Source organism: Streptomyces thermolilacinus SPC6 (assembly GCF_000478605.2).
GTDB lineage: Bacteria > Actinomycetota > Actinomycetes > Streptomycetales > Streptomycetaceae > Streptomyces > Streptomyces thermolilacinus.
This window is the reverse complement of the sequence record NZ_ASHX02000001.1, coordinates 2,108,900-2,129,361: the sequence shown is the minus strand read 5'-3', so window position 1 is coordinate 2,129,361 and position 20,462 is coordinate 2,108,900. Positions and strand designations below refer to the sequence as shown.

21 protein-coding genes are annotated in these 20,462 nt (G+C 73.6%); 10 read left to right on the top strand and 11 right to left on the bottom strand.

The features are described 5' to 3' along the window. Positions 1–3 precede the first annotated feature (3 nt). The 3 genes from J116_RS08710 to J116_RS08700 all read left to right on the top strand — a co-directional run bounded on the left by J116_RS08710 (position 4) and on the right by J116_RS08700 (position 3,382). Positions 4–2,019, top strand: coding sequence for a S1C family serine protease (locus J116_RS08710; protein WP_028963845.1), 2,016 nt, complete (start codon positions 4–6; stop codon positions 2,017–2,019). Positions 2,020–2,132: 113 nt separating this feature from the next. Beyond that, the gene (locus J116_RS08705) at positions 2,133–2,594 is read left to right on the top strand and encodes a sec-independent translocase (protein WP_023586708.1); all 462 of its coding nucleotides are present in this window, start codon (positions 2,133–2,135) and stop codon (positions 2,592–2,594) included. Between the two features lie 119 nt (positions 2,595–2,713). Then, entirely contained in the window at positions 2,714–3,382 is a 669-nt protein-coding gene (locus tag J116_RS08700; RefSeq protein ID WP_028963844.1) for a hypothetical protein, read from the top strand. 110 nt (positions 3,383–3,492) lie between these two features. On the opposite strand, the gene J116_RS08695 is transcribed toward J116_RS08700, so the two are convergent. Genes J116_RS08695 through J116_RS08685 form a run of 3 tightly spaced genes read right to left on the bottom strand, consistent with a single transcriptional unit; the run spans position 3,493 to position 6,569 of the window. Continuing rightward, positions 3,493–4,626, bottom strand: a complete 1,134-nt coding sequence (locus tag J116_RS08695) for an Mrp/NBP35 family ATP-binding protein (protein WP_023586706.1) — start codon at positions 4,624–4,626, stop codon at positions 3,493–3,495. 43 nt (positions 4,627–4,669) lie between these two features. Continuing rightward, a complete protein-coding gene (locus J116_RS08690; protein ID WP_023586705.1) occupies positions 4,670–5,299 on the bottom strand; it encodes a DUF1003 domain-containing protein in 630 nt (209 codons plus the stop codon). Then, positions 5,289–6,569, bottom strand: a complete 1,281-nt coding sequence (locus J116_RS08685; protein WP_023586704.1) for a magnesium transporter MgtE N-terminal domain-containing protein — start codon at positions 6,567–6,569, stop codon at positions 5,289–5,291. The genes J116_RS08690 and J116_RS08685 overlap by 11 nt, the downstream gene beginning before the upstream one ends. A 195-nt stretch (positions 6,570–6,764) precedes the next feature. Here J116_RS08685 and J116_RS08680 point away from each other — a divergent pair, with 195 nt between their 5' ends. Then, positions 6,765–7,598: a hypothetical protein gene (locus J116_RS08680; RefSeq protein WP_023586703.1), complete on the top strand. Its 834-nt coding sequence runs from the start codon at positions 6,765–6,767 to the stop codon at positions 7,596–7,598. A 4-nt stretch (positions 7,599–7,602) separates the two neighbouring features. Here J116_RS08680 and J116_RS08675 read toward each other — a convergent pair whose 3' ends face one another. After that, positions 7,603–8,118 (bottom strand): hypothetical protein, encoded by a 516-nt coding sequence (locus J116_RS08675; RefSeq protein WP_023586702.1) that lies wholly within the window; start codon positions 8,116–8,118, stop codon positions 7,603–7,605. 28 nt (positions 8,119–8,146) lie between these two features. After that, complete coding sequence (locus J116_RS08670; RefSeq protein WP_023586701.1) at positions 8,147–9,274, bottom strand: magnesium and cobalt transport protein CorA; 1,128 nt, start codon at positions 9,272–9,274, stop codon at positions 8,147–8,149. A gap of 517 nt (positions 9,275–9,791) precedes the next feature. Between J116_RS08670 and J116_RS08665 the strand changes: the two genes are divergently transcribed. The 4 genes from J116_RS08665 (at position 9,792) to J116_RS08650 (ending at position 12,886) form a co-directional block, all read left to right on the top strand. Next, the gene (locus J116_RS08665; RefSeq protein ID WP_023586700.1) at positions 9,792–10,394 is read left to right on the top strand and encodes a suppressor of fused domain protein; all 603 of its coding nucleotides are present in this window, start codon (positions 9,792–9,794) and stop codon (positions 10,392–10,394) included. 95 nt (positions 10,395–10,489) lie between these two features. Further along, entirely contained in the window at positions 10,490–11,128 is a 639-nt protein-coding gene (locus tag J116_RS08660; protein WP_023586699.1) for a DUF6758 family protein, read from the top strand. A gap of 154 nt (positions 11,129–11,282) precedes the next feature. Beyond that, entirely contained in the window at positions 11,283–12,143 is an 861-nt protein-coding gene (locus tag J116_RS08655) for a PHP domain-containing protein (RefSeq protein ID WP_023586698.1), read from the top strand. Positions 12,144–12,280: 137 nt separating this feature from the next. Beyond that, positions 12,281–12,886, top strand: a complete 606-nt coding sequence (locus tag J116_RS08650; protein ID WP_023586697.1) for a MarC family protein — start codon at positions 12,281–12,283, stop codon at positions 12,884–12,886. Between the two features lie 70 nt (positions 12,887–12,956). On the opposite strand, the gene J116_RS30100 is transcribed toward J116_RS08650, so the two are convergent. Further along, complete coding sequence (locus J116_RS30100) at positions 12,957–13,109, bottom strand: hypothetical protein (protein WP_023586696.1); 153 nt, start codon at positions 13,107–13,109, stop codon at positions 12,957–12,959. A gap of 161 nt (positions 13,110–13,270) precedes the next feature. On the opposite strand from J116_RS30100, the gene J116_RS08645 reads away from it, so the two are divergent. Further along, positions 13,271–14,173, top strand: coding sequence for an NYN domain-containing protein (locus J116_RS08645; protein ID WP_023586695.1), 903 nt, complete (start codon positions 13,271–13,273; stop codon positions 14,171–14,173). Positions 14,174–14,225: 52 nt separating this feature from the next. Here the strand turns inward: J116_RS08645 and J116_RS08640 are convergent, their stop codons facing one another. Both J116_RS08640 and J116_RS08635 read right to left on the bottom strand, forming a co-directional pair. Further along, complete coding sequence (locus J116_RS08640; RefSeq protein WP_023586694.1) at positions 14,226–15,098, bottom strand: alpha/beta fold hydrolase; 873 nt, start codon at positions 15,096–15,098, stop codon at positions 14,226–14,228. 88 nt (positions 15,099–15,186) lie between these two features. Further along, a complete protein-coding gene (locus J116_RS08635; protein ID WP_023586693.1) occupies positions 15,187–17,226 on the bottom strand; it encodes a DEAD/DEAH box helicase in 2,040 nt (679 codons plus the stop codon). Positions 17,227–17,713: 487 nt separating this feature from the next. Here J116_RS08635 and J116_RS08630 point away from each other — a divergent pair, with 487 nt between their 5' ends. Then, positions 17,714–18,448, top strand: a complete 735-nt coding sequence (locus J116_RS08630; protein ID WP_023586692.1) for a ferritin-like fold-containing protein — start codon at positions 17,714–17,716, stop codon at positions 18,446–18,448. A 123-nt stretch (positions 18,449–18,571) separates the two neighbouring features. Here J116_RS08630 and J116_RS08625 read toward each other — a convergent pair whose 3' ends face one another. From J116_RS08625 to J116_RS08615, 3 genes are all read right to left on the bottom strand, one after another. Beyond that, positions 18,572–18,841: a hypothetical protein gene (locus tag J116_RS08625; RefSeq protein WP_023586691.1), complete on the bottom strand. Its 270-nt coding sequence runs from the start codon at positions 18,839–18,841 to the stop codon at positions 18,572–18,574. Between the two features lie 399 nt (positions 18,842–19,240). Next, positions 19,241–19,468, bottom strand: coding sequence for a DUF3107 domain-containing protein (locus J116_RS08620; RefSeq protein ID WP_023586690.1), 228 nt, complete (start codon positions 19,466–19,468; stop codon positions 19,241–19,243). A 162-nt stretch (positions 19,469–19,630) separates the two neighbouring features. Further along, positions 19,631–20,272: a TetR/AcrR family transcriptional regulator gene (locus tag J116_RS08615; protein WP_028963842.1), complete on the bottom strand. Its 642-nt coding sequence runs from the start codon at positions 20,270–20,272 to the stop codon at positions 19,631–19,633. Positions 20,273–20,462: the final 190 nt, after the last annotated feature.

The following is a 20,462-nucleotide window of genomic DNA, read 5'->3' as shown; positions in this document are numbered from 1 at the left end:
AACATGGACGACGGGAAGCCCACGCAGCCCAAGCGAAACTGGTGGAGCCGCCCCACCCCGCCCGGGGCGGCCGCCGTTCCGTCCCCCGCCGGGGCCCCGCAGCACCCGCCCGCCCCGACGGCGGCCCCCGAGGTCGCGGCACCGTCCCTGACGAAGCCGTCCACCGAGGCCGTCGGCGCGTGCACGGCCGGGCCGGTGCCCGCCGACGCGCCGGACCCGGTGGCCGCCACGGCTGCGGCCCGGTCCGAGGACGGGGAGTCCGGTCCGGGGCTGTCCCTGACCAAGGGCGGTACCGCTCAGGCGACCGACACCCGGACGCCGGACCCCGCGCCACAGCCGCCCGCGCCCACCCCGACGGAAGCCGCGCCCACCAGGGCGGAAACGCCCACCGCGACGGAAGCGCCCGCCGGGTCCGTGGCCCCGAGCCGGCCCGCCGCACCGACCGCCCCCGCAGTCGACGCCGTCGCGGGGACCGCGCCCGCTTCGCCCGAGGCGCCGGCCGGGGCGCCGAGCGGGGCCGGACCCGTACCGGAGCCCCCGGCCGCGGGCGGCCACGGGGTGACCGGTGCCGACGCGCGGGGCGCCAGGACCGGCGGGCCGCTGCACGCGCCCGACGAGTACCGCACGCCGCCCTACGGGGAGCCCGGCCCCTGGGCGCCCGCCCCGCCCGTACAGCGCCCCGTGCTCGGCCGGACGCCCGCCTACGGCACCCCCGCGCCCGCCGTCCCGCACGGCCACCCCACCGCGCCCGCCGCCCCCGCGCAGCCCCAGGTGCCCGTGCAGTGGGGGCAGTACGACCCGTGGAACCGGCCCGCGGCCCCGGCGCACGCCCAGCAGCCGCTCACCGGCGGCGGCACCGGCCACGGCGGTCCCGGAGGCACCGGCGGCGTGGGCGGCGGGCGGCCCCGCGGATCCCGCAAGGGCCTGGCGCTCGTCGGCGCGCTCCTGTTCGCGCTGCTCACCGGCGTCCTCGGCGGTGCCGTCGGCGCGTACGTCGAGCGCAACGGCGGGCTCACCACCGTCGAGCTGCCCCAGGCCGGCGCGGGCGCCCAGGACCGCGCGCCGGACAGCGTCGCCGGGATCGCCGCCCGCGCCCTGCCCAGCGTCGTCACCCTCCACGTCAGCGGCGGCGGCGCGCAGGGCACCGGCACGGGCTTCGTCCTCGACAAGCGCGGCCACATCCTCACCAACCACCACGTCGTCGACTCCGGCGAAGGCGGCGGCGACATCACCGTCACCTTCAGCGGCGGCGAGACCGCCCGCGCCACCCTCGTCGGCGGTGACAGCGGCTACGACCTGGCCGTCGTCCGCGTCACCGGGGTGAGGAACCTCCAGCCCCTGCCGCTCGGCAACTCCGACGGCGTCCGCGTCGGCGACCCCGTCGTCGCCATCGGCGCCCCGTTCGACCTCCAGAACACCGTCACGTCCGGCATCATCAGCGCCAAGGGCCGCCCCATCACGGCGGGCGGCGAGAAGGGCGACGGCAGCGACATCAGCTACGTCGACGCGCTCCAGACCGACGCCCCCATAAACCCGGGCAACTCCGGCGGCCCCCTCCTCGACGCGCAGGCCCGGGTCATCGGCATCAACAGCGCCATCCGCGCCGCCGACAGCGGCTCCGGCATCGACGACGGCCAGTCCGGCTCCATCGGCCTGGGCTTCGCGATCCCCGTCAACCAGGGCAAGCGCGTCGCCGAGGAGCTGATCAACACGGGGAAGGCCACGCACCCCGTCATCGGGGTGAGCCTCGACATGAAGTTCGCCGGGGACGGCGCCCGCGTCGCGGACAAGGCGCAGGACGGCGGCGCGTCCGTCACCCCCGGCGGCCCGGCCGCCGAGGCGGGCATCCGCCCCGGCGACGTGATCACCAAGGTCGACGGCGAGCGCGTCCACAGCGGCGAGGAGCTGATCGTGAAGATCCGCGCCCACCGCCCGGGCGACGAGCTGCGCCTGACCGTGCGGCGCGGCACCGCCGAGTCGGCGAAGACGCTCACACTCGGCTCGTCGGCCGACGGCTGACGGCCGAACGGCTGAGGGTGCCGGGGCGGTCTCGCGACCGCCCCGGCGCCAGTCCCGCCACGGCGGGGAAGCGGGTACCTTGGTGCAGCGGAGACCTGAGGAGGAGCAACAAGGTGTTCAGTGACATAGGCGCACTCGAGGTGGTGGCGCTGGTGATCCTCGCCGTGCTCATCTGGGGTCCCGACAAGCTGCCGCAGCTCATCCAGGACGTCAGCGGATTCATCCGCAAGGTCCGGAACTTCTCCGAGAGCGCCAAGCAGGACATCCGCAGCGAGCTGGGCCCGGAGTTCAAGGACTTCGAGTTCGAGGACCTGAATCCGAAGACGTTCCTCCGCAAGCAGCTCGCCGACAACCCGGACCTCAAGGACCTCCAGGAGCTGCGCAGCAGCTTCGACCTCCGCAAGGAGATCGACGAGGTCGCCGACGCCGTCAAGGGCAACGTCTCGGGCACGGCCGTCGCGGGCTCCGCCTCCGGCGCGGCCGCCGCGGCGGGCTCCGCCACGCCCGACCTCCTGAAGAAGCGCGACACGTCCGGCTCGTACGACCGGCCGCCGTTCGACGCGGACGCCACCTGAGCGCGATGGGCCACCCGGAGCATCCGGTGGCCCTCAAGGCGCGGGACTTCCCGGACGAGTCCCGCCCCGGTGGTTATTCTCTCCCTCTGTCCGAACGGATCGAGGAGGCGGCCGGGCAGATGGAGACCACGAGTCGGGTGGGGGCGCAGGTACAGCCGACGCCCAGCACCACACCCACGTCCGAGGGGGTGCCTCCGTCCCGTCGCGCCGTCGACGGGTACCTGCGGGCCCCCTTCCCCTGGTACGGGCTGGACGAGGCGTTCACCGGCCCGCGCTGGCTGATGCAGGTCGGCACCGCGGCGGACGGCAGCGTCCAGCACGGTTCGACCGGCCACGGCGAGGAGCCGTCGATACGGCCGGAGGTCGCCGGCCAGGACCGCGGCGCGTTCGCCGTCGTCGTCACCGTCGCCGCCCACCCGATGCGCGGCTCGGGCGACGGCACGGGCGTCCTGGACGCCACGGGCGTGTCCTCCGCCGCCTGGCTGGCCGGGTCGGGGCTGCTCGCGTACACGTGGCCCGCCCAGCTCGACCACGCGCTGCGCGGCGAGTGGCTGGACCAGCAGACGGAGACCGCGTTCGAGCTCGCCGACGACCTCGAAGGACCGGCCTGGACGACACTGTCGCTGCCCGTGGACGGCGTGCCGAGGCCGTTCCACTACCGCGAGTCCGAGTTCGGCTGGGTCCTCGCCGGCACGACGGGCGGCGTCCACCTGGGCGCGTACGGGCGGGGGATGAGCGCGTACGGGCTCGGCTTCGCCGTCGTCCCGGACATCGAGTCCTACGCCTGACCCGCGGGCATTCCGCAGGCGTACGGCGCCCGCGGGCGTCCCGCAGGCGCACGGAGAAGGGGCGCCGCTCACACGGAGCGGCGCCCCTTCGCCGTAGGCCGTACCGGGCCTCAGAACTTGTTGCGGGGCGTGATGCCCAGGGACATGCCCGACAGGCCGCGCTGGCGGCCGCCGAGCTTGCCCGCGATGGCGCGCAGCGCCGCACCGGCGGGCGAGTCCGGGTCGGTCAGGACGACGGGCCTGCCCTCGTCGCCGCCCTCCCGCAGGCGCACGTCGATCGGGATGGAGCCGAGGACCGGGACCGTCGCGCCGGTCGTCCGGGTCAGCCCGTCGGCGACCTTCTGGCCTCCGCCCGTGCCGAACACGTCCACCATCTCGTCGCAGTGCGGGCACGGCAGGCCCGACATGTTCTCCACGACGCCGACGATCTTCTGGTGGGTCTGCACCGCGATCGAACCGGCCCGCTCCGCCACCTCGGCCGCCGCCTGCTGCGGCGTCGTGACGACGAGGATCTCGGCGTTCGGCACCAGCTGTGCCACGGAGATCGCGATGTCGCCCGTGCCCGGCGGGAGGTCGAGCAGCAGCACGTCCAGGTCGCCCCAGTACACGTCCGCGAGGAACTGCTGGAGGGCGCGGTGCAGCATCGGGCCGCGCCACACGACCGGTGCGTTGCCCGGGGTGAACATGCCGATGGAGATGACCTTCACGCCGTTCGCGGACGGCGGCATGATCATGTTCTCGACCTGGGTGGGCCGCCCGTCGGCGCCCAGCATGCGGGGCACGCTGTGGCCGTAGATGTCGGCGTCCACGACACCGACCTTCAGCCCGTCGGCGGCCATCGCGGCGGCCAGGTTCACCGTCACCGACGACTTGCCGACGCCGCCCTTGCCGGACGCGACCGCGTACACACGGGTCAGCGAGCCGGGCTTCGCGAACGGCACCTCGCGCTCGGCGGTCGTGCCGCGCAGCGCGGCGGCGAGTTCCTTGCGCTGCTCGTCGCTCATCACGTCCAGCGACACGTCGACACGGGTGACGCCCTCGACGCGGGCGACCGCATCGCTCACGTTCTTCGTGATCGTCTCGCGCATCGGGCAGCCGGAGACCGTCAGGTACACGGTCACGGCAACTGCGCCGTCCGCCCCGATCTCGACCGACTTGACCATGCCGAGTTCTGTGATCGGCCGGTTGATCTCGGGGTCGTTCACCGTCGCCAGTGCCTCGCGCACCGCGTCTTCCGTCGTCATACGGACGATGGTACGGCGCCCACCACGGGCGCCGGAAAGCCCGTCAGCGGTCGCCTTCGTCACGTCCGGGCGTTCCGGGGGGCGGCAGCACCGAGCCGCGCTCCTCCAGCTCGCGCACCAGGTCCTCCAGCTCCGAGCGGATCCAGTCGCGGGTGGCGACCTCGCCGAGGCCCATCCGCAGCGCGGCGACCTCCCGTGTCAGGTACTCGGTGTCGGCGATGGACCGCTCGTTCTGCGCCCGGTCCTGCTCCAGGTTGACCCGGTCCCGGTCGTCCTGCCGGTTCTGCGCGAGGAGGATCAGCGGGGCCGCGTACGACGCCTGGAGCGACAGCATCAGGGTCAGGAAGATGAACGGGTACGGGTCGAAGCGCAGCGCGTCCGGCATGACGACGTTCCAGATCAGCCATGTGATGATGACCACCGTCATCCACACGATGAACCGGCCCGTGCCCAGGAACCGGGCGATCCGCTCCGACAGCCGCCCGAACGCCTCCGGGTCGTACTCCGGCAGCAGCCTCGGCCGCCGGACGCGCGGCTGGTCCAGCGGCTGGTCGAGCCGGGTGCGCGGCGCCGTACGGTCACGCCCGCCGGCCCGCTCCCGCCCCCCGGCCCGCTCCCGCCCGCTCGTACGGTCGCGTCCGTACCCCCACTCCGGGCCGCGGTCAGGCACCATGCGCGACCTCCCGCTCCGCTTCCGGTCCGAACTCGGTCTCCCGCCAGTCCTCCGGCAGCAGGTGGTCCAGCACGTCGTCCACGGTGACCGCGCCGAGCAGCGACCCGCTGTCGTCCACCACCGGGGCCGCGACCAGGTTGTACGCGGCGAGGTGGCTGGTCACCGCCCGCAGCGGGGTGTCCGGGGGCAGCGGCTCCAGGTCCGTGTCCACGATCGCCGAGACCAGCGTGAACGGCGGGTCGCGCAGCAGCCGCTGGAAGTGCACCGTGCCCAGGAACTTGCCCGTCGGCGTCTCGTCGGGCGGCCGGCACACGTACACCTGAGCCGCCAGCGCGGGAGAGAGGTCCTGCTGCCGGACGCGCGCGAGGGCGTCCGCGACCGTGGCGTCCGGGCGCAGCACGATCGGCTCCGTCGTCATCAGCCCGCCGGCCGTCCGCTCCTCGTACGACAACAGCCGCCGCATGTCCGCCGCGTCGTCCGGACGCATCAGAGTGAGCAGCCGCTCCTTCTCGTCCTCCGGCAGCTCCGAGAGCAGGTCGGCGGCGTCGTCCGGGTCCATCGCCTCCAGCACGTCCGCGGCACGCTCCGCCTTGAGCTTGCCGAGGATCTCGATCTGGTCGTCCTCCGGCAGCTCCTCCAGCACGTCCGCCAGCCGGTCGTCGTGGAGCGCCACGGCGACCTCGGCGCGGCGCTTGGGCGTCAGATGGTGCAGCGCGTTCGCCAGGTCGGCCGGGCGCATCTGGTCGAACGTGGCGACCAGGTTCTCCGCGCCCTGCCCGACCTCCTCCAGCGAGAAGCCGGTGACCGCCGACCACTCGACGGTCAGCGTCTCGCCCCTGCGGCGCAGCGCCCCGCCCCCGCCGCGGCGTACGAAGACCCGGTCGATCTCCCAGTCGCGGCGGGCCGGCAGCTGGCGCATCGCCACGTCGAGGACGGTCACCTCGTCACCGCCCTCGACGAGCGTGACCCGCCGGTCGAGGAGCTCGCCGAGGACCAGGCGCTCGGTGGGGCGCTGTTCGAAACGGCGTACGTTCAGCACCCCCGTGGTGATGACCTGGCCGGACTCGATGCCGGTCACCCGGGTCATCGGCAGGAAGATCCGGCGGCGGCCGATCACCTCCACGACCAGGCCCAGCACGCGCGGCGGCCTGCGCCCCACGCGCAGCATGGCGACGAGGTCCCGCACCCGGCCCACCTGGTCGCCGCTCGGGTCGAAGACCGGCGCCCCGGCGAGGTGCGAGACGAAGATCCGGGCGGCGCCTCCAGCCATTGCCCCGCGCCTCCTCCCATCCGCGCAAACCGTCAACCGACATGCCGCTTATGCCCGCAGTCCGGTGATTCAGGCTAGCTTGATCTGCTTCGGGTCGCCCGGGCAGGGCGTCCGTCCGGCTCCGTTCGGAGCGCGCGACGTGGCCCCGGTACGCTGCGGTGCCGTCCCCCACGTGAAATACGAGAGGCAGCGCTGGTGACCGCTCTCCCCCCGGTTCGGCGTATCCGACGCGTCGCGCTCCCCGTCGCCCTCTGCGTCGGTCTCGCCGCGGCACTGTCCGCCTGCGCGGAGGATCCGGACGAGGGCACCAACGGGGTCGGCAGACTCCCCGCGAACGAGATCGAGAAGAAGGCCCGCGCCGCCGCCGACGGCGCCGTGTCCGTACGGCTCACCGGCAACCTGGTCAGCAAGTCCGGCACGTACCGGCTGAACATGCGGCTCAAGGCGCAGGGCGCGACCGGCTCGGTCACCACCCGCAAGTCCACGTTCGAGCTGCTGCGCGTCGGCGACGCCCTGTTCCTGAAGGCGGGCGCCGCGTTCTGGAGGCACGCGGAGGGCTCCGCCAAGCCGGGCGGGTCCTCCGGGTCGTCCGAGTCCTCCGGGACCTCCGAGTCCTCCGGGTCGCCCGAGTCGTCGAAGCCGTCCGAGCCGGACATCGACGTGGCGGAGAAGCTGGACGGCAAGTACGTGAAGGTCCCGCAGGACGACCCCTCGTACAAGCAGCTGCGCGGCTTCACCGAGATGAACGTGCTGCTGAAGGGGCTCCTCGAACTGCACGGCGAGGTGCGCAAGGGCGACCGGGACAAGGTCGGCGGGGTGCGCACCATCGAGGTCGTGGGCGGGCAGCACGGCGAGGGCGGCACCCTCGACGTGGCCCTGGAGGGCACACCTTTCCCGCTCCAGTTCGCCCGGGGCGGCGGCGGGGGCGTGGTGGCCCTGTCCGACTGGAACAAGGACTTCCCGCTGGTGGAGCCGGAGAAGGAGGACATCCTCGACTACGGCCGCCAGCTGCCCCGTACCAACGACTGAACGGTCAGCGGCGCTTCCTGCGCTTCAGCAGCAGCCGGGGGAGCGCCGCAGGGACCGGCTGCCGGGTGGTCGCCGGGGTGGGCAGCGGCACCGCCGCCAGGGACCCCTGCGGCAAGTCCGTGACCGGCTCGCGGGGCGTCAGCCGCAGCACCCGGCACTCCCGGGCCCACCGCTCCGTCATCGTCTCCGCGTCGGGCGCGTTCAGCCGCTTGCCCTTCAGCTCGTCGGCCGCCGCCCGCCACTCCTCGGAGCCGGGCGCCAGCTCGGTGACCGCCGCCGTCCAGGCGACGACCCGGCCGCCCTTGTCCTTGCTGCGCACGGTGACCTCGGCCGCCGCCCCGTCGGCCAGGCCGGACGGCAGCGGCTGCTCGCCGGGCCCGTCGCCGACGATGTGCGCGGCGCCCTCGTGCCAGACGTGCCACAGCGCCCGCGCCGGCCCGTCGCCCCGCACCCAGATCAGGCCGGACTTCTTGGTGGCCTCCTCGACCAGGGCGAGGGCGAACAGCGCGTCGTCAGTCATGCCCGCAGCTTAGCCAGGCCCCCGGGGCCTACAGCCAGCCGTTGCGCTTCAGGGTGCGGTGGATCATGAAGCAGGTGCCGATGATCGCGGTCAGCACCATCGGGTAGCCGTACTTCCACTGGAGCTCCGGCATGTGCTCGAAGTTCATCCCGTACACCCCGCACACCGCCGTCGGCACGGCGATGATCGCCGCCCAGGAGGTGATCTTGCGCATGTCCTCGTTCTGCGTGACCGTGGCCTGCGCCAGGTTGGCCTGGAGGATCGAGTTCAGCAGCTCGTCGAAGCCCACGACCTGCTCCTGGACCCGGGCCAGGTGGTCGGCGACGTCCCGGAAGTACTTCTGGATGTCCGGGTCGACCAGCCGCATCGGCCGCTCGCTCAGCAGCTGGAGCGGCCGCGCCAGCGGGGTCACGGCCCGCTTGAACTCCAGCACCTCGCGCTTCAGCTGGTAGATGCGGCCGGTGTCCGTACCGCGCGTGCCGCCCTTCGCCGGGGGCGAGAAGACGTCGATCTCGATCTGGTCGATGTCGATCTCCACGGCGTCCGCGACCGCGATGTACCCGTCCACGACGTGGTCGGCGATGGCGTGCAGGACCGCCGAGGGGCCCTTCGCCAGCAGCTCCGGGTCGGCCTCCAGCCGATGCCGCAGGTTGCGCAGGGAGCCCTGCCCGCCGTGCCGGACGGTGATGACGAAGTCCCGGCCGGTGAAGCACATCAGCTCACCGGTCTCCACGACCTCGCTCGTCGCCGTCAGCTCGGCGTGCTCCACGTAGTGGATCGTCTTGAAGACCGTGAACAGCGTGTCGTCGTACCGCTCCAGCTTCGGCCGCTGGTGGGCGTGGACCGCGTCCTCCACGGCCAGCGGGTGCAGCCCGAACTCGGCGGCGATACCGGCGAATTCGGCCTCCGTCGGCTCGTGCAGCCCGATCCACGCGAAGCCGCCGCCCTCCCGGACGCGCCGCATCGCCTCGCGCGGGGTCAGGCAGCCGCCGCTCTCCATCCGCAGCCCGTCCCGGTACACGGCGCAGTCCACCACGGCGGTGGACGCGGACGGGTCGCGGGTCGGGTCGTAGGCGTTGTACGGCTGGTACGGCGAGGCGCTGCGCTTGCGCAGCGACGGGCGTACGACGGCGCGCAGGTCACGGATCATCGACATGGCGGGCTCCTTCACGCAAGAAGCCGTCGGCGAGGCGTGGCACAGCCCGGAATGGGGACGTGGCGTTGCGTACGTCCGCAAAGCGGGCGGCACCGCGGATCGCGGGACGGTGTTCGCGGTTCGCGGTTCGCTACAGGGAGGCAAGGACGACGTGCTCTTCCGTCGTGCGCGGTGCCCGGCGTGCGGAATACGGGCTACGAACGCCTCAGACGCCCGGACGGGAAGCCGTACGGGAGGCGCGGCGTGCGCGATGGGTGCGCGGCGGGAGCTGCCCGCGCGGCGCGGAAGAGCGGCTGGTACTGCACGATCGACTTCGATCCACCGCAGCCCCACCTCCTCCGGCCGGTCCCCCGTGGGGGATGACGTGACGTCGGGACCGGAAAGCACATCACCGGCTCTCACCGGCGGGCGGAGAAAGACTCCACCGCGTACTGTCCCGACCAGCGGCCCACCCTATCAGCCGACTGAGGGTCAATCCCTTTCCTTGCCCGTTGGATACGCGCTTTATGCTCGCCGCATGGAAAAAGTTCTCGCGCTCGTCGAGGCGCGGCTCCGCTCGGCGCTCGGCGAACCGGACGCGCGGGCTTCCGTCACCTTCCTCGGTACGGACCGGATCGAGGTGCTGCGCTTCACCGGCGCCGAGAACGGCGAGAGCCGCCCGGTCGTCCGGTACGCCACGCTCGGCATGGCGGCGCGGCCCATGACCGACCCGACGGACCTGGTCGCCGACCCGGTGCGCGGGCCGCGCGCGGAGCTGTTCCTCACCGTGCGGGCCGGGCTCGCCGACACGGACAAGGTGCTCCGCCCGCTCGCCGTGCTGGCCGCCTCGCCGCAGGTCGAGGGGGTCGTCGTGGCGCCGGGCGCGTCGCTGGACGTGGGCGAGCCGCTGTGGCCGGGCGCGCCGTTCACCTCCGTACTGGTCGGGGAGCCCGGCGGGCTGGTGGAGGACCTGGAGCTGGACGGCGGGATGGACCCGGTGCGGTTCCTGCCGCTGCTGCCGATGACACCGAACGAGGCCGCGTGGAAGCGGGTGCACGGGGCGCAGGCGCTGGAGGAGCGCTGGCTGGCCGCCGGGACCGACCTGCGGGACCCGCTGCGGGCGTCGGTCCGTCTCGACTGAGCCATCCGGGGGCCGGGGTGCCGGGGAGGGTGGCGGCACACCGGACGGGTGATCGTCCTTGACGCGGCGGCGGTGGCGGAGGACCGTTGAACGCTATGAGGGGCGAACCCAGTTGCCCGAAGTGCGGAGGCCGGGTCCGGGCGCCTGGTCTCTTCTCCGATCGCTGGCAGTGCGGGACGCACGGCCCGGTGTTCCCGTTGCAGCCCGTGGTGCCGCCGAGCCTGGAGGCGCTGCACGTCGCGGTGAACCGGGCGAAGGTCCCCGTGTGGATGCCGTGGCCGCTGCCCGTCGGCTGGCTGTACACGGGCGTGGCGTACGCGGGTGACGACCGCAGCGGCGGCCGCGCCACCGCCGTCGCCTGCTCGGGCCCCGGCCCGCTGGGCGGCGTGGGCGAGCTCCTGCTGGTCGCCGAGGAACTGGGCGTCGGCCTGGGCGCGCGGTACGCCGGGCTCGACGGCCCCGACCCGGGCCCGCACCTGTGCATGGACAAGGCGCCGCACGCCAAGGTCCTGGTCGGCGGCCGCCTGACGCCGCTGTGGCACGTGGCGGGCGTCCCCGAGGGCCGGGCGGCCTTCGCGGGCGAGGCGCGCGGCCTGTGGCTGTGGGCCGTCGCCTGGCCGGAACACGCGGGCCTGCTTCTCTACGACGAACTGGTCCTCACCGACCTCCGCGAAGCGGGCCCCGAGGTGGACATGGTCCCCTGCGGAGCCCTCTCCCCGCGCCTGCTGGCCTGACGGGCCGGTCGCTCCAGGGGCGCCCCCGGGGAGGCACGGTGTACCGGCGGGGGAGCGGGGTCCGGCGGGTGGGGTGTTCGTCCGGTCCTGGTGGGTTTCGGGGCCGGTTATCCTTGGGTGTCCCCTGTCCGCAGCGACCCCTGGAGCCTGTGCCGTGCGCATCGACCTGCACACCCACTCCACGGCGTCGGACGGTACGGACTCCCCCGCCGAGCTGGTGCGCGGCGCCGCCGCCGCCGGGCTCGACGTGGTCGCGCTGACCGACCACGACACGACGCGGGGTCACGCCGAGGCGCTCGCCGCGCTGCCCGAGGGGCTCACGCTGGTCACGGGCGCCGAGCTGTCGTGCCGTGTCGACGGGACCGGCGTCCACATGCTGGCGTACCTCTTCGACCCGGAGGAGCCCGAGCTGGCGCGCGAGCGTGAGCTGGTGCGCGACGACCGGGTGCCGCGTGCCCGCGCCATGGTCGGCAAGCTCCAGGAGCTCGGCGTGCCGGTCACCTGGGAGCGGGTCGCCGCCATCGCGGGCGACGGCTCCGTGGGCCGCCCGCACATCGCGGAGGCCCTCGTCGAGCTGGGCGTCGTGCCGGACGTGTCGTCGGCGTTCACGCCCGAGTGGCTGGCGGACGGCGGACGCGCGTACGTCGAGAAGCACGAGCTGGACCCGTTCACCGCGATCCGCCTGGTCAAGGCGGCCGGCGGGGTGACCGTCCTCGCGCACCCCGGCGCCGTCAAGCGCGGCCGCACGGTGTCCGACTCCGTACTCGCGGACCTCGCCGCGTACGGGCTCGACGGCATCGAGGTGGACCACATGGACCACGACGAGGCCACCCGCGCCCGGCTGCGCGGGCTCGCCGGTGAGCTCGGGCTCCTCACCACCGGCTCCAGCGACTACCACGGCAGCCGCAAGACCTGCCGGCTCGGCGACTTCACCACCGACCCGGAGATCTACGGCGAGATCACCCGCCGGGCGACCGGTGCGTTCCCCGTGCCGGGCACGGGCGGACGCCCGTAACCGCGACACCGCTTCCACCCCTCACCCCCGTCCCACGGCCCCGCCCCCCACGCGGCGCCGTGCGACACCACGCGCGGTCGACGCCCCCCAGCCGCCGCGCGACCGCACCCCACACCCCTCTTCCGCAAGGCCACACCGTGTTCGACGTCGCCGTTTTCGGCTCTCTCTTCCTGACCCTCTTCGTCATCATGGACCCCCCGGGGATCACCCCGATCTTCCTCGCCCTGACCTCGGGGCGGGCCACCAAGGTGCAGCGCCGCATGGCCTGGCAGGCCGTCGCCGTCGCCTTCGGCGTGATCACCGTGTTCGGCATCCTGGGCCAGCAGATCCTGGCGTACCTCCATGTCTCCGTACCGGCACTGATGATCGCGGGCGGGCTGCTCCTGCTGCTCATCGCGCTGGACCTGCTCACCGGCAAGACCGACGAGCCCAAGCAGACCAAGGACGTGAACGTCGCCCTCGTCCCGCTCGGCATGCCGCTGCTCGCCGGGCCCGGCGCGATCGTCTCCGTGATCCTCGCCGTCCAGCACGCGGACGGCGTGAGCGGCCAGGTGTCCGTGTGGGCGGCGATCGGCGCGATGCACGTGGTGCTGTGGCTGACCCTGCGGTACTCGCTGGTGATCATCCGTGTGATCAAGGACGGCGGTGTCGTGCTGGTGACGCGCCTCGCGGGCATGATGCTCTCCGCCATCGCCGTCCAGCAGATCATCAACGGCGTGACCCAGACCATCCAGGCCGCCTGACCTGCCGGGCCCGGACAGCACCGCGCCCCCGTACGGAAGATCCGTACGGGGGCGCGGTGCTTCGCGAACGCTACGACGCGGCAGCTTCCGTCGGGCGGATGTAGAGCCGCTGGCCCATGGCCGCGGCCTGCTGCACGATGCGGTTGACGGAGGCGGCGTCCACGACGGTGCTGTCCACGGCGATGCCGTCGACGTCGTCGAGTCGCATGATCTCGAAGCGCATGGCTTCTCCCTTCGTCGAGTGGTGTTGTTACATCTGCAACGATGTACAGCCGTTGAAACATTCCCTACGCTAAGGAAATTTTTTAGCATCTAAAGAGCCTGGGCCCGGGTGTGAGGACGCGGCTGGCGGTCCGGTCCTCCGAGGCGGACAATGAGGCCCCTATGAACGCCCCCATCGACGGCGACGACATCGCCCAGCGCCTGGAGCGCACCAATGAGCTCCTGCGACGCATGCTGGCCGAGGTGGCGAAGACGCCCTCGACGCACGCCATCTTCGTCGACGCCGGTTACGTCTATGCTTCCGCCGGGTTGCTGGTCGCGGGCACCGAGGACCGGCGCTCCTTCGACCTCGACGCCGAGGGCCTGATCGACGCCTTCATCGACACGGCCCGCACGATCTTCGCGGACAGCCGGCTGCTGCGCGTCTACTGGTACGACGGCGCCCGCCGCCGCATCCACACCGCCGAGCAGCAGGCCATCGCCGAACTCCCCGACGTGAAGGTCCGCCTCGGCAACCTCAACGCGAACAACCAGCAGAAGGGCGTGGACTCGCTCATCCGCTCCGACCTGGAGTCACTGGCCCGGCACCGCGCCATCAGCGACGCCGCGCTCGTCGGCGGCGACGAGGACCTCGTGTCCGCGGTGGAGGCCGCGCAGGGGTACGGGGCGCGCGTCCACCTGTGGGGCATCGAGTCCGCGGAGGGCCGCAACCAGGCGGAGGCCCTGCTGTGGGAGGTGGACAGCTCCCGCGTCTTCGACCTGGAATTCTGCCGCCCGTACATCACGCGGCGCCCCGTGACGACGTACGAGAACGAGGGCGAGCCGCCGCCGTCGCGCGACGAGGTCCGGTTCGTGGGCGCGCAGATCGCCGCGACGTGGATGGCGGAGCGGGGCGCCGACGCGCTGGCCGAGCTGCTGCCCGGCCGCCCGTACCTGCCCGGCCCCGTGGACCAGGACCTCCTCGTGGACGCCGAACGGCTGCTGAGCCGGTCCCTCCGCGGCCACGCCGTGCTGCGCCGCGCCCTGCGGGACGGCTTCTGGCAGCACCTCCAGTCGCGGTACTGAGGGTCCCGGAGCCGAGGGCCCGGCACGAGGGGCTGTCGCGGCACTGAGGGTCTTACGCGTCCACCGGGTGGGCGTCCCAGAACGCCGCGACCGCCGCCGCAGTCTCCTCCGGCTCGTCGGTGTTGGGGGAGTGCTCGGCGCCGCCGATCCTTGTGCGGTGCGCGCCCAGGCGTTCGGCCATCGCGTCCAGCAGCGGCACCGGCCACGTGTCGTCCCGCTCACCGGACAGGACGTGCACGGGCAGTGGCGGGTGCAGCGCGGCCAGCTCCCCGACCCGGTCCGGCTCCGTGCTGAGCTGCCGGCCCGTCGCCAGGAGCTGCGCGGGGTTGTGGCGCAGCCAGCGGCGGCGCAGGTCATCCCGGTCGCCGCGCCACGGGTCCCCGGCGTCCTCCGGCGGGTCCAGGGCGCGCATCGCCTGCCACACCTGGTCCATGTCCATCACGCCCAGCGCGTCGCTCAGCAGCTTGATCTTCTGCCGCTGCTCGGGCGTGACCTCGGCGGGCCCGGACGACATCAGCGTGAGCGTACGGAACGGCGCCGCGTCCTCCAGTACGGCCGCGCGCGCGATCTGCCCGCCCAGCGAGTGCCCCAGGAGGTGCACCCGCCGCCCCTCCCCGACGGCCTCCGCCTGCGCCAGCACGTCGAGGGCCAGCTCGCGGCGCGCGTACGACTCCTGGTCGCTGGGCCCGGACGTCTCGTACTGCCCGCGCCCGTCGACGGCGACGACCCGGTACCCGGCCGCCGTAAGGGGCTCCAGCATGGCGATGAAGTCCTCCTTGCTGCCGGTGTACCCGGGCAGCAGCAGGGCGGTGCCCTTGACCGGACCGGACGGCACGGCGTCGAGCACGGCGAACGGGCCCCGCACGGTCCGCAGCGGGCGGGCGTGGGCGCAGGAGGGCGGTACGAAGGTGGGCGGGCGACTCATGCCCCGAGGCTAGCGGGCGGACCCGCCGCCCCGGCACGCGGAAGGCCCCGCCACCCGACGGGGGTGGCGGGGCCTTCCGGCGTACGGCTCACGCGTCGGCGGTCGCCGTGGCCCTCACCGTGCGGCGGCGCCGGGGCTTGGCCTCGGCGGCCTGCTCCGGGACGGCCACGATCTCGGCGGCCTTGCGGGTCCGGCGGCGCGGCGCGGCGGCCTCGGGGGCCTCCACCGCCTCCGCCGGGGCGTCGGCGGCCACGACGGCCACGGCCGTCTTGCGCGTGCGGCGCCGGGGCTTGGCCTCCGCATCCGCCTCGGGCGACGAGCCCTCGGCGGTGGCGGCACCCTCGGCGGTCTCCACGGCCTCGGCGGCCTTGCGCGTACGGCGGCGCGGCTTCGCCTCCGCCTCGGGCGCCTGGCCCTCGATGGTGGCGGCACCCTCGGCGGTCTCCACGGCCTCGGCGGCCTTGCGCGTACGGCGGCGCGGCTTCGCCTCGGTGACGGGAGCCTCGGCGGCAGGGGCCTCGGCCACCGGCGCCTCGACCGTCGCGACCGCCTCGGCGGTCTTGCGGGTACGGCGACGGGGCCTGGCCTCCGCCTCGGGCGCATGGCCCTCGGCGGTGGCGACGGCCTCCACGGCCTCGGGCTGCGGCTGGGCCACGGCCTCCGGGGCCTGAGCGGCGACCGCGTCCGTCGTGGGCGCCGCGCCCGCGCGGGTGCGGCGACGGCGGCGCGGCGTGCGGCGCTCGGCCGGGGCCTCCTCGCCGTCCATGACGGCCTCGGCGGCCGGCGCCTGCGGGGTCACCGCACCGGCGGCGGCCTCGTCCAGCGGCGTCCCACCGCGCGTACGGCGGCGCTGGCGCGGCGTACGGGTGTGCTCGGCCCGCTCGGTGCGCTCCGGGCGCTCGTCCTCGCGGCGGCGGCCGCGCGGCTTGCGCCCGCCCGGCTCGCCCAGGTCCTCCAGCTCCTCCGCGTCGAGTCCGGCGCGGGTCCGCTCGCCGCGCGGCAGGACGCCCTTGGTGCCCTCGGGGATGTCCAGCTCGGCGAAGAGGTGCGGAGACGTGGAGTACGTCTCCACCGGGTCGTGGAAGTCCAGCTCCAGCGCCTTGTTGATCAGCTGCCAGCGCGGGATGTCGTCCCAGTCCACCAGCGTGATCGCCGTACCGTGCGCCCCGGCGCGGCCCGTGCGGCCCACGCGGTGGAGGTACGTCTTCTCGTCCTCCGGCGACTGGTAGTTGATCACGTGCGTGACGCCCTCGACGTCGATGCCGCGCGCGGCCACGTCGGTGCAGACCAGCACGTCCACCTTGCCGTTGCGGAACGCGCGCAGCGCCTGCTCGCGGGCGCCCTGGCCCAGGTCGCCGTGGACGGCGCCGGACGCGAAGCCGCGCCGCTCCAGCTGCTCGGCGATGTCGGCCGCCGTGCGCTTCGTACGGCAGAAGATCATCGCCAGTCCGCGGCCGCGGGCCTGGAGGATGCGGGCGACCATCTCCGGCTTGTCCATCGAGTGCGCGCGGTAGACGTGCTGCTTGATGTTGGCGACGGTCGCGCCCTCGTCGTCCGGCGCGGTGGCGCGGATGTGCGTGGGCTGCGTCATGTAGCGGCGGGCGAGTCCGATGACGGCGCCCGGCATGGTCGCCGAGAACAGCATCGTCTGGCGCTTCGCCGGAAGCATGTTGATGATCTTCTCGACGTCGGGCAGGAAGCCCAGGTCGAGCATCTCGTCCGCCTCGTCCAGCACCAGCGTGCGGATGTGCGACAGGTCGAGCTTCTTCTGCCCGGCCAGGTCGAGCAGGCGGCCCGGGGTGCCGACCACCACGTCGACGCCCTTCCGGAGGGCGTCCACCTGCGGCTCGTAGGCACGGCCGCCGTAGATGGCGAGGACGCGGACGTTGCGCACCTTGCCGGCGGTCAGCAGGTCGTTGGTGACCTGGGTGCACAGCTCGCGCGTCGGGACGACGACGAGGGCCTGCGGCGCGTCCGTCAGCTGGTCGGGGCGGGCCCGGCCGGCCTCGACGTCGGCGGGGACGGTGACGCGGTCGATGAGGGGGAGGCCGAAACCGAGGGTCTTGCCCGTGCCGGTCTTGGCCTGGCCGATGACGTCCGTCCCGGACATGGCGACCGGGAGGGTCATCTCCTGGATCGGGAACGGCGTGACGATGCCGACGGCCTCCAGGGCCTCGGCGGTCTCGGGCAGAATCCCGAGCTCTCGGAAAGTCGTAGGCTGCGTAGTCAGGGTGTTGCCTCTTCTGTGAGACGCGGCATGAGGCGAACGCTGGGGGTCTTACCGCGCCGGTCACTGTCCGGCCGCAGACCGCGAGATCACAGCCGGGTGGCGCGGGACCACTGCCGTCGCTCGAGCGTCATACCGCTGAGGGCCCCTCATGTGCGATGACGCACCGAGGGCTGTCGGGTCGGAGCCGATCGGGCCACCGACCGGGCATCCTCATTCATGAAACGGCCCCTCGAGTACGTACGAGATGTGTCCGCATACTCGACAGGCGCTTTATCACTGTACCCCGGAATCCCGCAGGTGTGTCGGGTCGATTCACAAGGAGGGGGAGGTCACACTCGTTGACCAGGCCCTTACCGGGTGCGGTCGGCGGGCTATTGTGCGCTCCATGGAGACGCCTGACAACGCCACTGCCGCCGAAGAACCGACCGGGATCGCCGCCCTCGACTGGGCCGGGGCCTCCGCCGACCCGCAGTACCGCGCGGCCGTCGTGGACCTGCTCGGCGCGCTCGCCTACGGGGAGCTGGCGGCGTTCGAGCGCCTCGCGGAGGACGCGAAGCTCGCGCCGACACTCGCCGACAAGGCGGAGCTGGCGAAGATGGCGTCCGCCGAGTTCCACCACTTCGAGCAGTTGCGGGGCCGGCTGGCCGCGATCGACGTGGAGCCGACCGCCGCGATGGAGCCGTTCGCGAAGGCGCTGGACGACTTCCACCGCCAGACGGCCCCGTCGGACTGGCTGGAGGGCCTGGTCAAGGCGTACGTGGGCGACTCGATCGCCAGCGACTTCTACCGGGAGGTCGCCGTCCGCCTCGACTCCGACACGCGCGCGCTGGTGCTGGCCGTGCTGGACGACACGGGGCACGGGAACTTCGCCGTGGAGAAGGTGCGCGCCGCCATCGAGGCGGACCCGCGCGTCGGCGGGCGGCTCGCCCTGTGGGCGCGGCGGCTGATGGGCGAGGCCCTGTCGCAGGCGCAGCGCGTCGTCGCGGAGCGGGACGCGCTGTCGACGATGCTGGTCGGCGGTGTCGCGGACGGCTTCGACCTGGCCGCGGTCGGCGAGATGTTCTCGCGGATCACCAAGGCCCACACGAAGCGCATGGCGGCCCTGGGCCTCGCGGCCTAGCCGTTGTCGCCGGGGGGTCGATCGCCGTCGGGGGGGTGTCTGTCGTCGGGCGGCCCGCTGTCGTCCGGGGTTCGCCTGTCGTCGTTCGGCCGGCTGTCGTCCGGGGGTCGGCGGCGGCGCGGATCACGCCGCCGCTGATCGGCGCAAGCGGCGCGCCGCAGGCCTGATCAGCAGGGACAGCAGTACGGCGCTGACGGCGGCCGCCCCGAGGAGCGTGCCCAGCACCAGGCCGGGGCCCAGCGCGGCGTGCGTGACGAGCGCGCCGAACAGGGCGCCGAGCGTCCCGGTCACCAGCACCGTACGGCGTGGTGGGAGCCGGTCGGCCAGCCGGTGGAGGGCGGCCCAGGACAGGGCGAGTCCGAGCAGGACGGAGCCGAGAGCTTCCCAGAACACGGCATCACCTCGCGGGTCGGCGGGGCGGGCAGAGCGGTCGTACCCCGTCCTACCCGACCCATCCGGAGGGCAACCCTCCCGGACGGTCATCGCCCGCGCCCGCCGCGCCTGCTCCAGCGCGGGTCAGGGCTGGCTTGAGGGTGCGTTGGAAGTGCGTGGTCCTGTGGTCCGGGCGCCGACGGCGCGGGCTGTGCCCGTGCGGCGGGGAGCCCGGGTCCGTACCGACGGGGCCCGGCTCCGTACTGCCGGGGGCCCGGCTCCGTACCGTCGAGAGACCCCGGTCAGTACGGCGGGAGCCCCGGGGCGTACGACGGGCGGCGGCAGCCCCCGGGGGCATACAGCGAGAGGCCCGGCGGGGGATCGCCCCCGCCGGGCCTCTGCCACTGCTGCGCTACGTCGTCACAGGGGGCCGAAGCCGACCCGGCGCACCGACGGCTCGCCGATCTCCACGTAGGCGAGCCGGTCCGCCGGGACGAGCACCTTGCGGCCCTTGTCGTCCTCCAGGCTGAGCAGCTGCGCCTTGCCGGACAGCGCCTCGGCCACCGCGCGCTCGACGTCCTCGGCGGACTGCCCGCTCTCCAGAACGATCTCCCGGGGCGCGTGCTGCACGCCGATCTTGACCTCCACGGCTATGTCCCTCCGAACGGTCAGCGTTGCGCGATCACCGCGCCGTACGCTGCACACATTAGCCCGGAGAGGCGACCCGCCATGGTCCGGCGCCGCACGCCAGGAGCGAACAGCGCCCGGCCGTCCCGCTCCGGGCGGCCCGGCGCCCGCCGCCCGGCGTCGTCAGTGGCCCTCGGCCCCGTGCAGCGGGAAACCGGCGATGCCGCGCCACGCCAGCGACGTCAGCAGCTGTACGGCCTTCTCGCGCGGGACCGGCGAGTCGCTCGCCAGCCAGTGCCGCGCCACGACCTGCGAGACGCCGCCCAGACCGACGGCGAGCAGCATCGACTCGTCCCGCGACAGGCCCGTGTCCTCGGCGATCACATCGGAGATCGCCTCGGCGCACTGCATCGAGACCCGCTCGACGCGCTCGCGGACGGCGGGCTCGTTCGTCAGGTCCGACTCGAAGACGAGCCGGAACGCGCCGCCCTCGTCCTCCACGTACGCGAAGTAGGCGTCCATCGTTGCGGCGACGCGCTGTTTGTTGTCCGTCGTCGAGGCCAGCGCCGTACGGACGGAGTGCAGCAGCGACTCGCAGTGCTGGTCGAGCAGCGCCAGGTACAGCTCCAGCTTGCCGGGGAAGTGCTGGTAGAGGACCGGCTTGCTGACGCCGGCCCGCTCGGCGATGTCGTCCATCGCCGCCGCGTGGTACCCCTGGGCGACGAAGACCTGCTGGGCCGCGCCCAGCAGCTGGTTGCGTCGGGCTCGGCGCGGCAGGCGTGTGCCCCTCGGGCGCGCCGCCTCTGTCTGCTCGATGGCTGTCACGCCGCCTCCCAAAATCGATCCAAGTGCGCTGTGCACCGCGCCCGCCATCGTACTTTCGGGTAACCCGGGCGTGCGGGGTGCGAGCGCAGAATTTCACGTACCGGACGGCGGCGGTAGCCGGAGCTTCAAACCTGAACGATCCGGCCACCGTCAATCCCGTCAAACCCGGAAATCCGCCGGAACCACCGAA

What these genes read in the sequence shown, in the direction of transcription:
- J116_RS08710 (WP_028963845.1), top strand. Translation starts at nt 4, where the DNA reads ATGGACGACGGGAAGCCCACGCAGCCCAAGCGAAACTGGTGGAGCCGC.
- J116_RS08700 (WP_028963844.1), top strand. Translation starts at nt 2,714, where the DNA reads ATGGAGACCACGAGTCGGGTGGGGGCGCAGGTACAGCCGACGCCCAGC.
- J116_RS08695 (WP_023586706.1), bottom strand. Translation starts at nt 4,626, where the DNA reads ATGACGACGGAAGACGCGGTGCGCGAGGCACTGGCGACGGTGAACGAC.
- J116_RS08690 (WP_023586705.1), bottom strand. Translation starts at nt 5,299, where the DNA reads ATGGTGCCTGACCGCGGCCCGGAGTGGGGGTACGGACGCGACCGTACG.
- J116_RS08685 (WP_023586704.1), bottom strand. Translation starts at nt 6,569, where the DNA reads ATGGCTGGAGGCGCCGCCCGGATCTTCGTCTCGCACCTCGCCGGGGCG.
- J116_RS08675 (WP_023586702.1), bottom strand. Translation starts at nt 8,118, where the DNA reads ATGACTGACGACGCGCTGTTCGCCCTCGCCCTGGTCGAGGAGGCCACC.
- J116_RS08670 (WP_023586701.1), bottom strand. Translation starts at nt 9,274, where the DNA reads ATGTCGATGATCCGTGACCTGCGCGCCGTCGTACGCCCGTCGCTGCGC.
- J116_RS08665 (WP_023586700.1), top strand. Translation starts at nt 9,792, where the DNA reads ATGGAAAAAGTTCTCGCGCTCGTCGAGGCGCGGCTCCGCTCGGCGCTC.
- J116_RS08660 (WP_023586699.1), top strand. Translation starts at nt 10,490, where the DNA reads ATGAGGGGCGAACCCAGTTGCCCGAAGTGCGGAGGCCGGGTCCGGGCG.
- J116_RS30100 (WP_023586696.1), bottom strand. Translation starts at nt 13,109, where the DNA reads ATGCGCTTCGAGATCATGCGACTCGACGACGTCGACGGCATCGCCGTG.
- J116_RS08645 (WP_023586695.1), top strand. Translation starts at nt 13,271, where the DNA reads ATGAACGCCCCCATCGACGGCGACGACATCGCCCAGCGCCTGGAGCGC.
- J116_RS08640 (WP_023586694.1), bottom strand. Translation starts at nt 15,098, where the DNA reads ATGAGTCGCCCGCCCACCTTCGTACCGCCCTCCTGCGCCCACGCCCGC.
- J116_RS08635 (WP_023586693.1), bottom strand. Translation starts at nt 17,226, where the DNA reads ATGACCCTCCCGGTCGCCATGTCCGGGACGGACGTCATCGGCCAGGCC.
- J116_RS08630 (WP_023586692.1), top strand. Translation starts at nt 17,714, where the DNA reads ATGGAGACGCCTGACAACGCCACTGCCGCCGAAGAACCGACCGGGATC.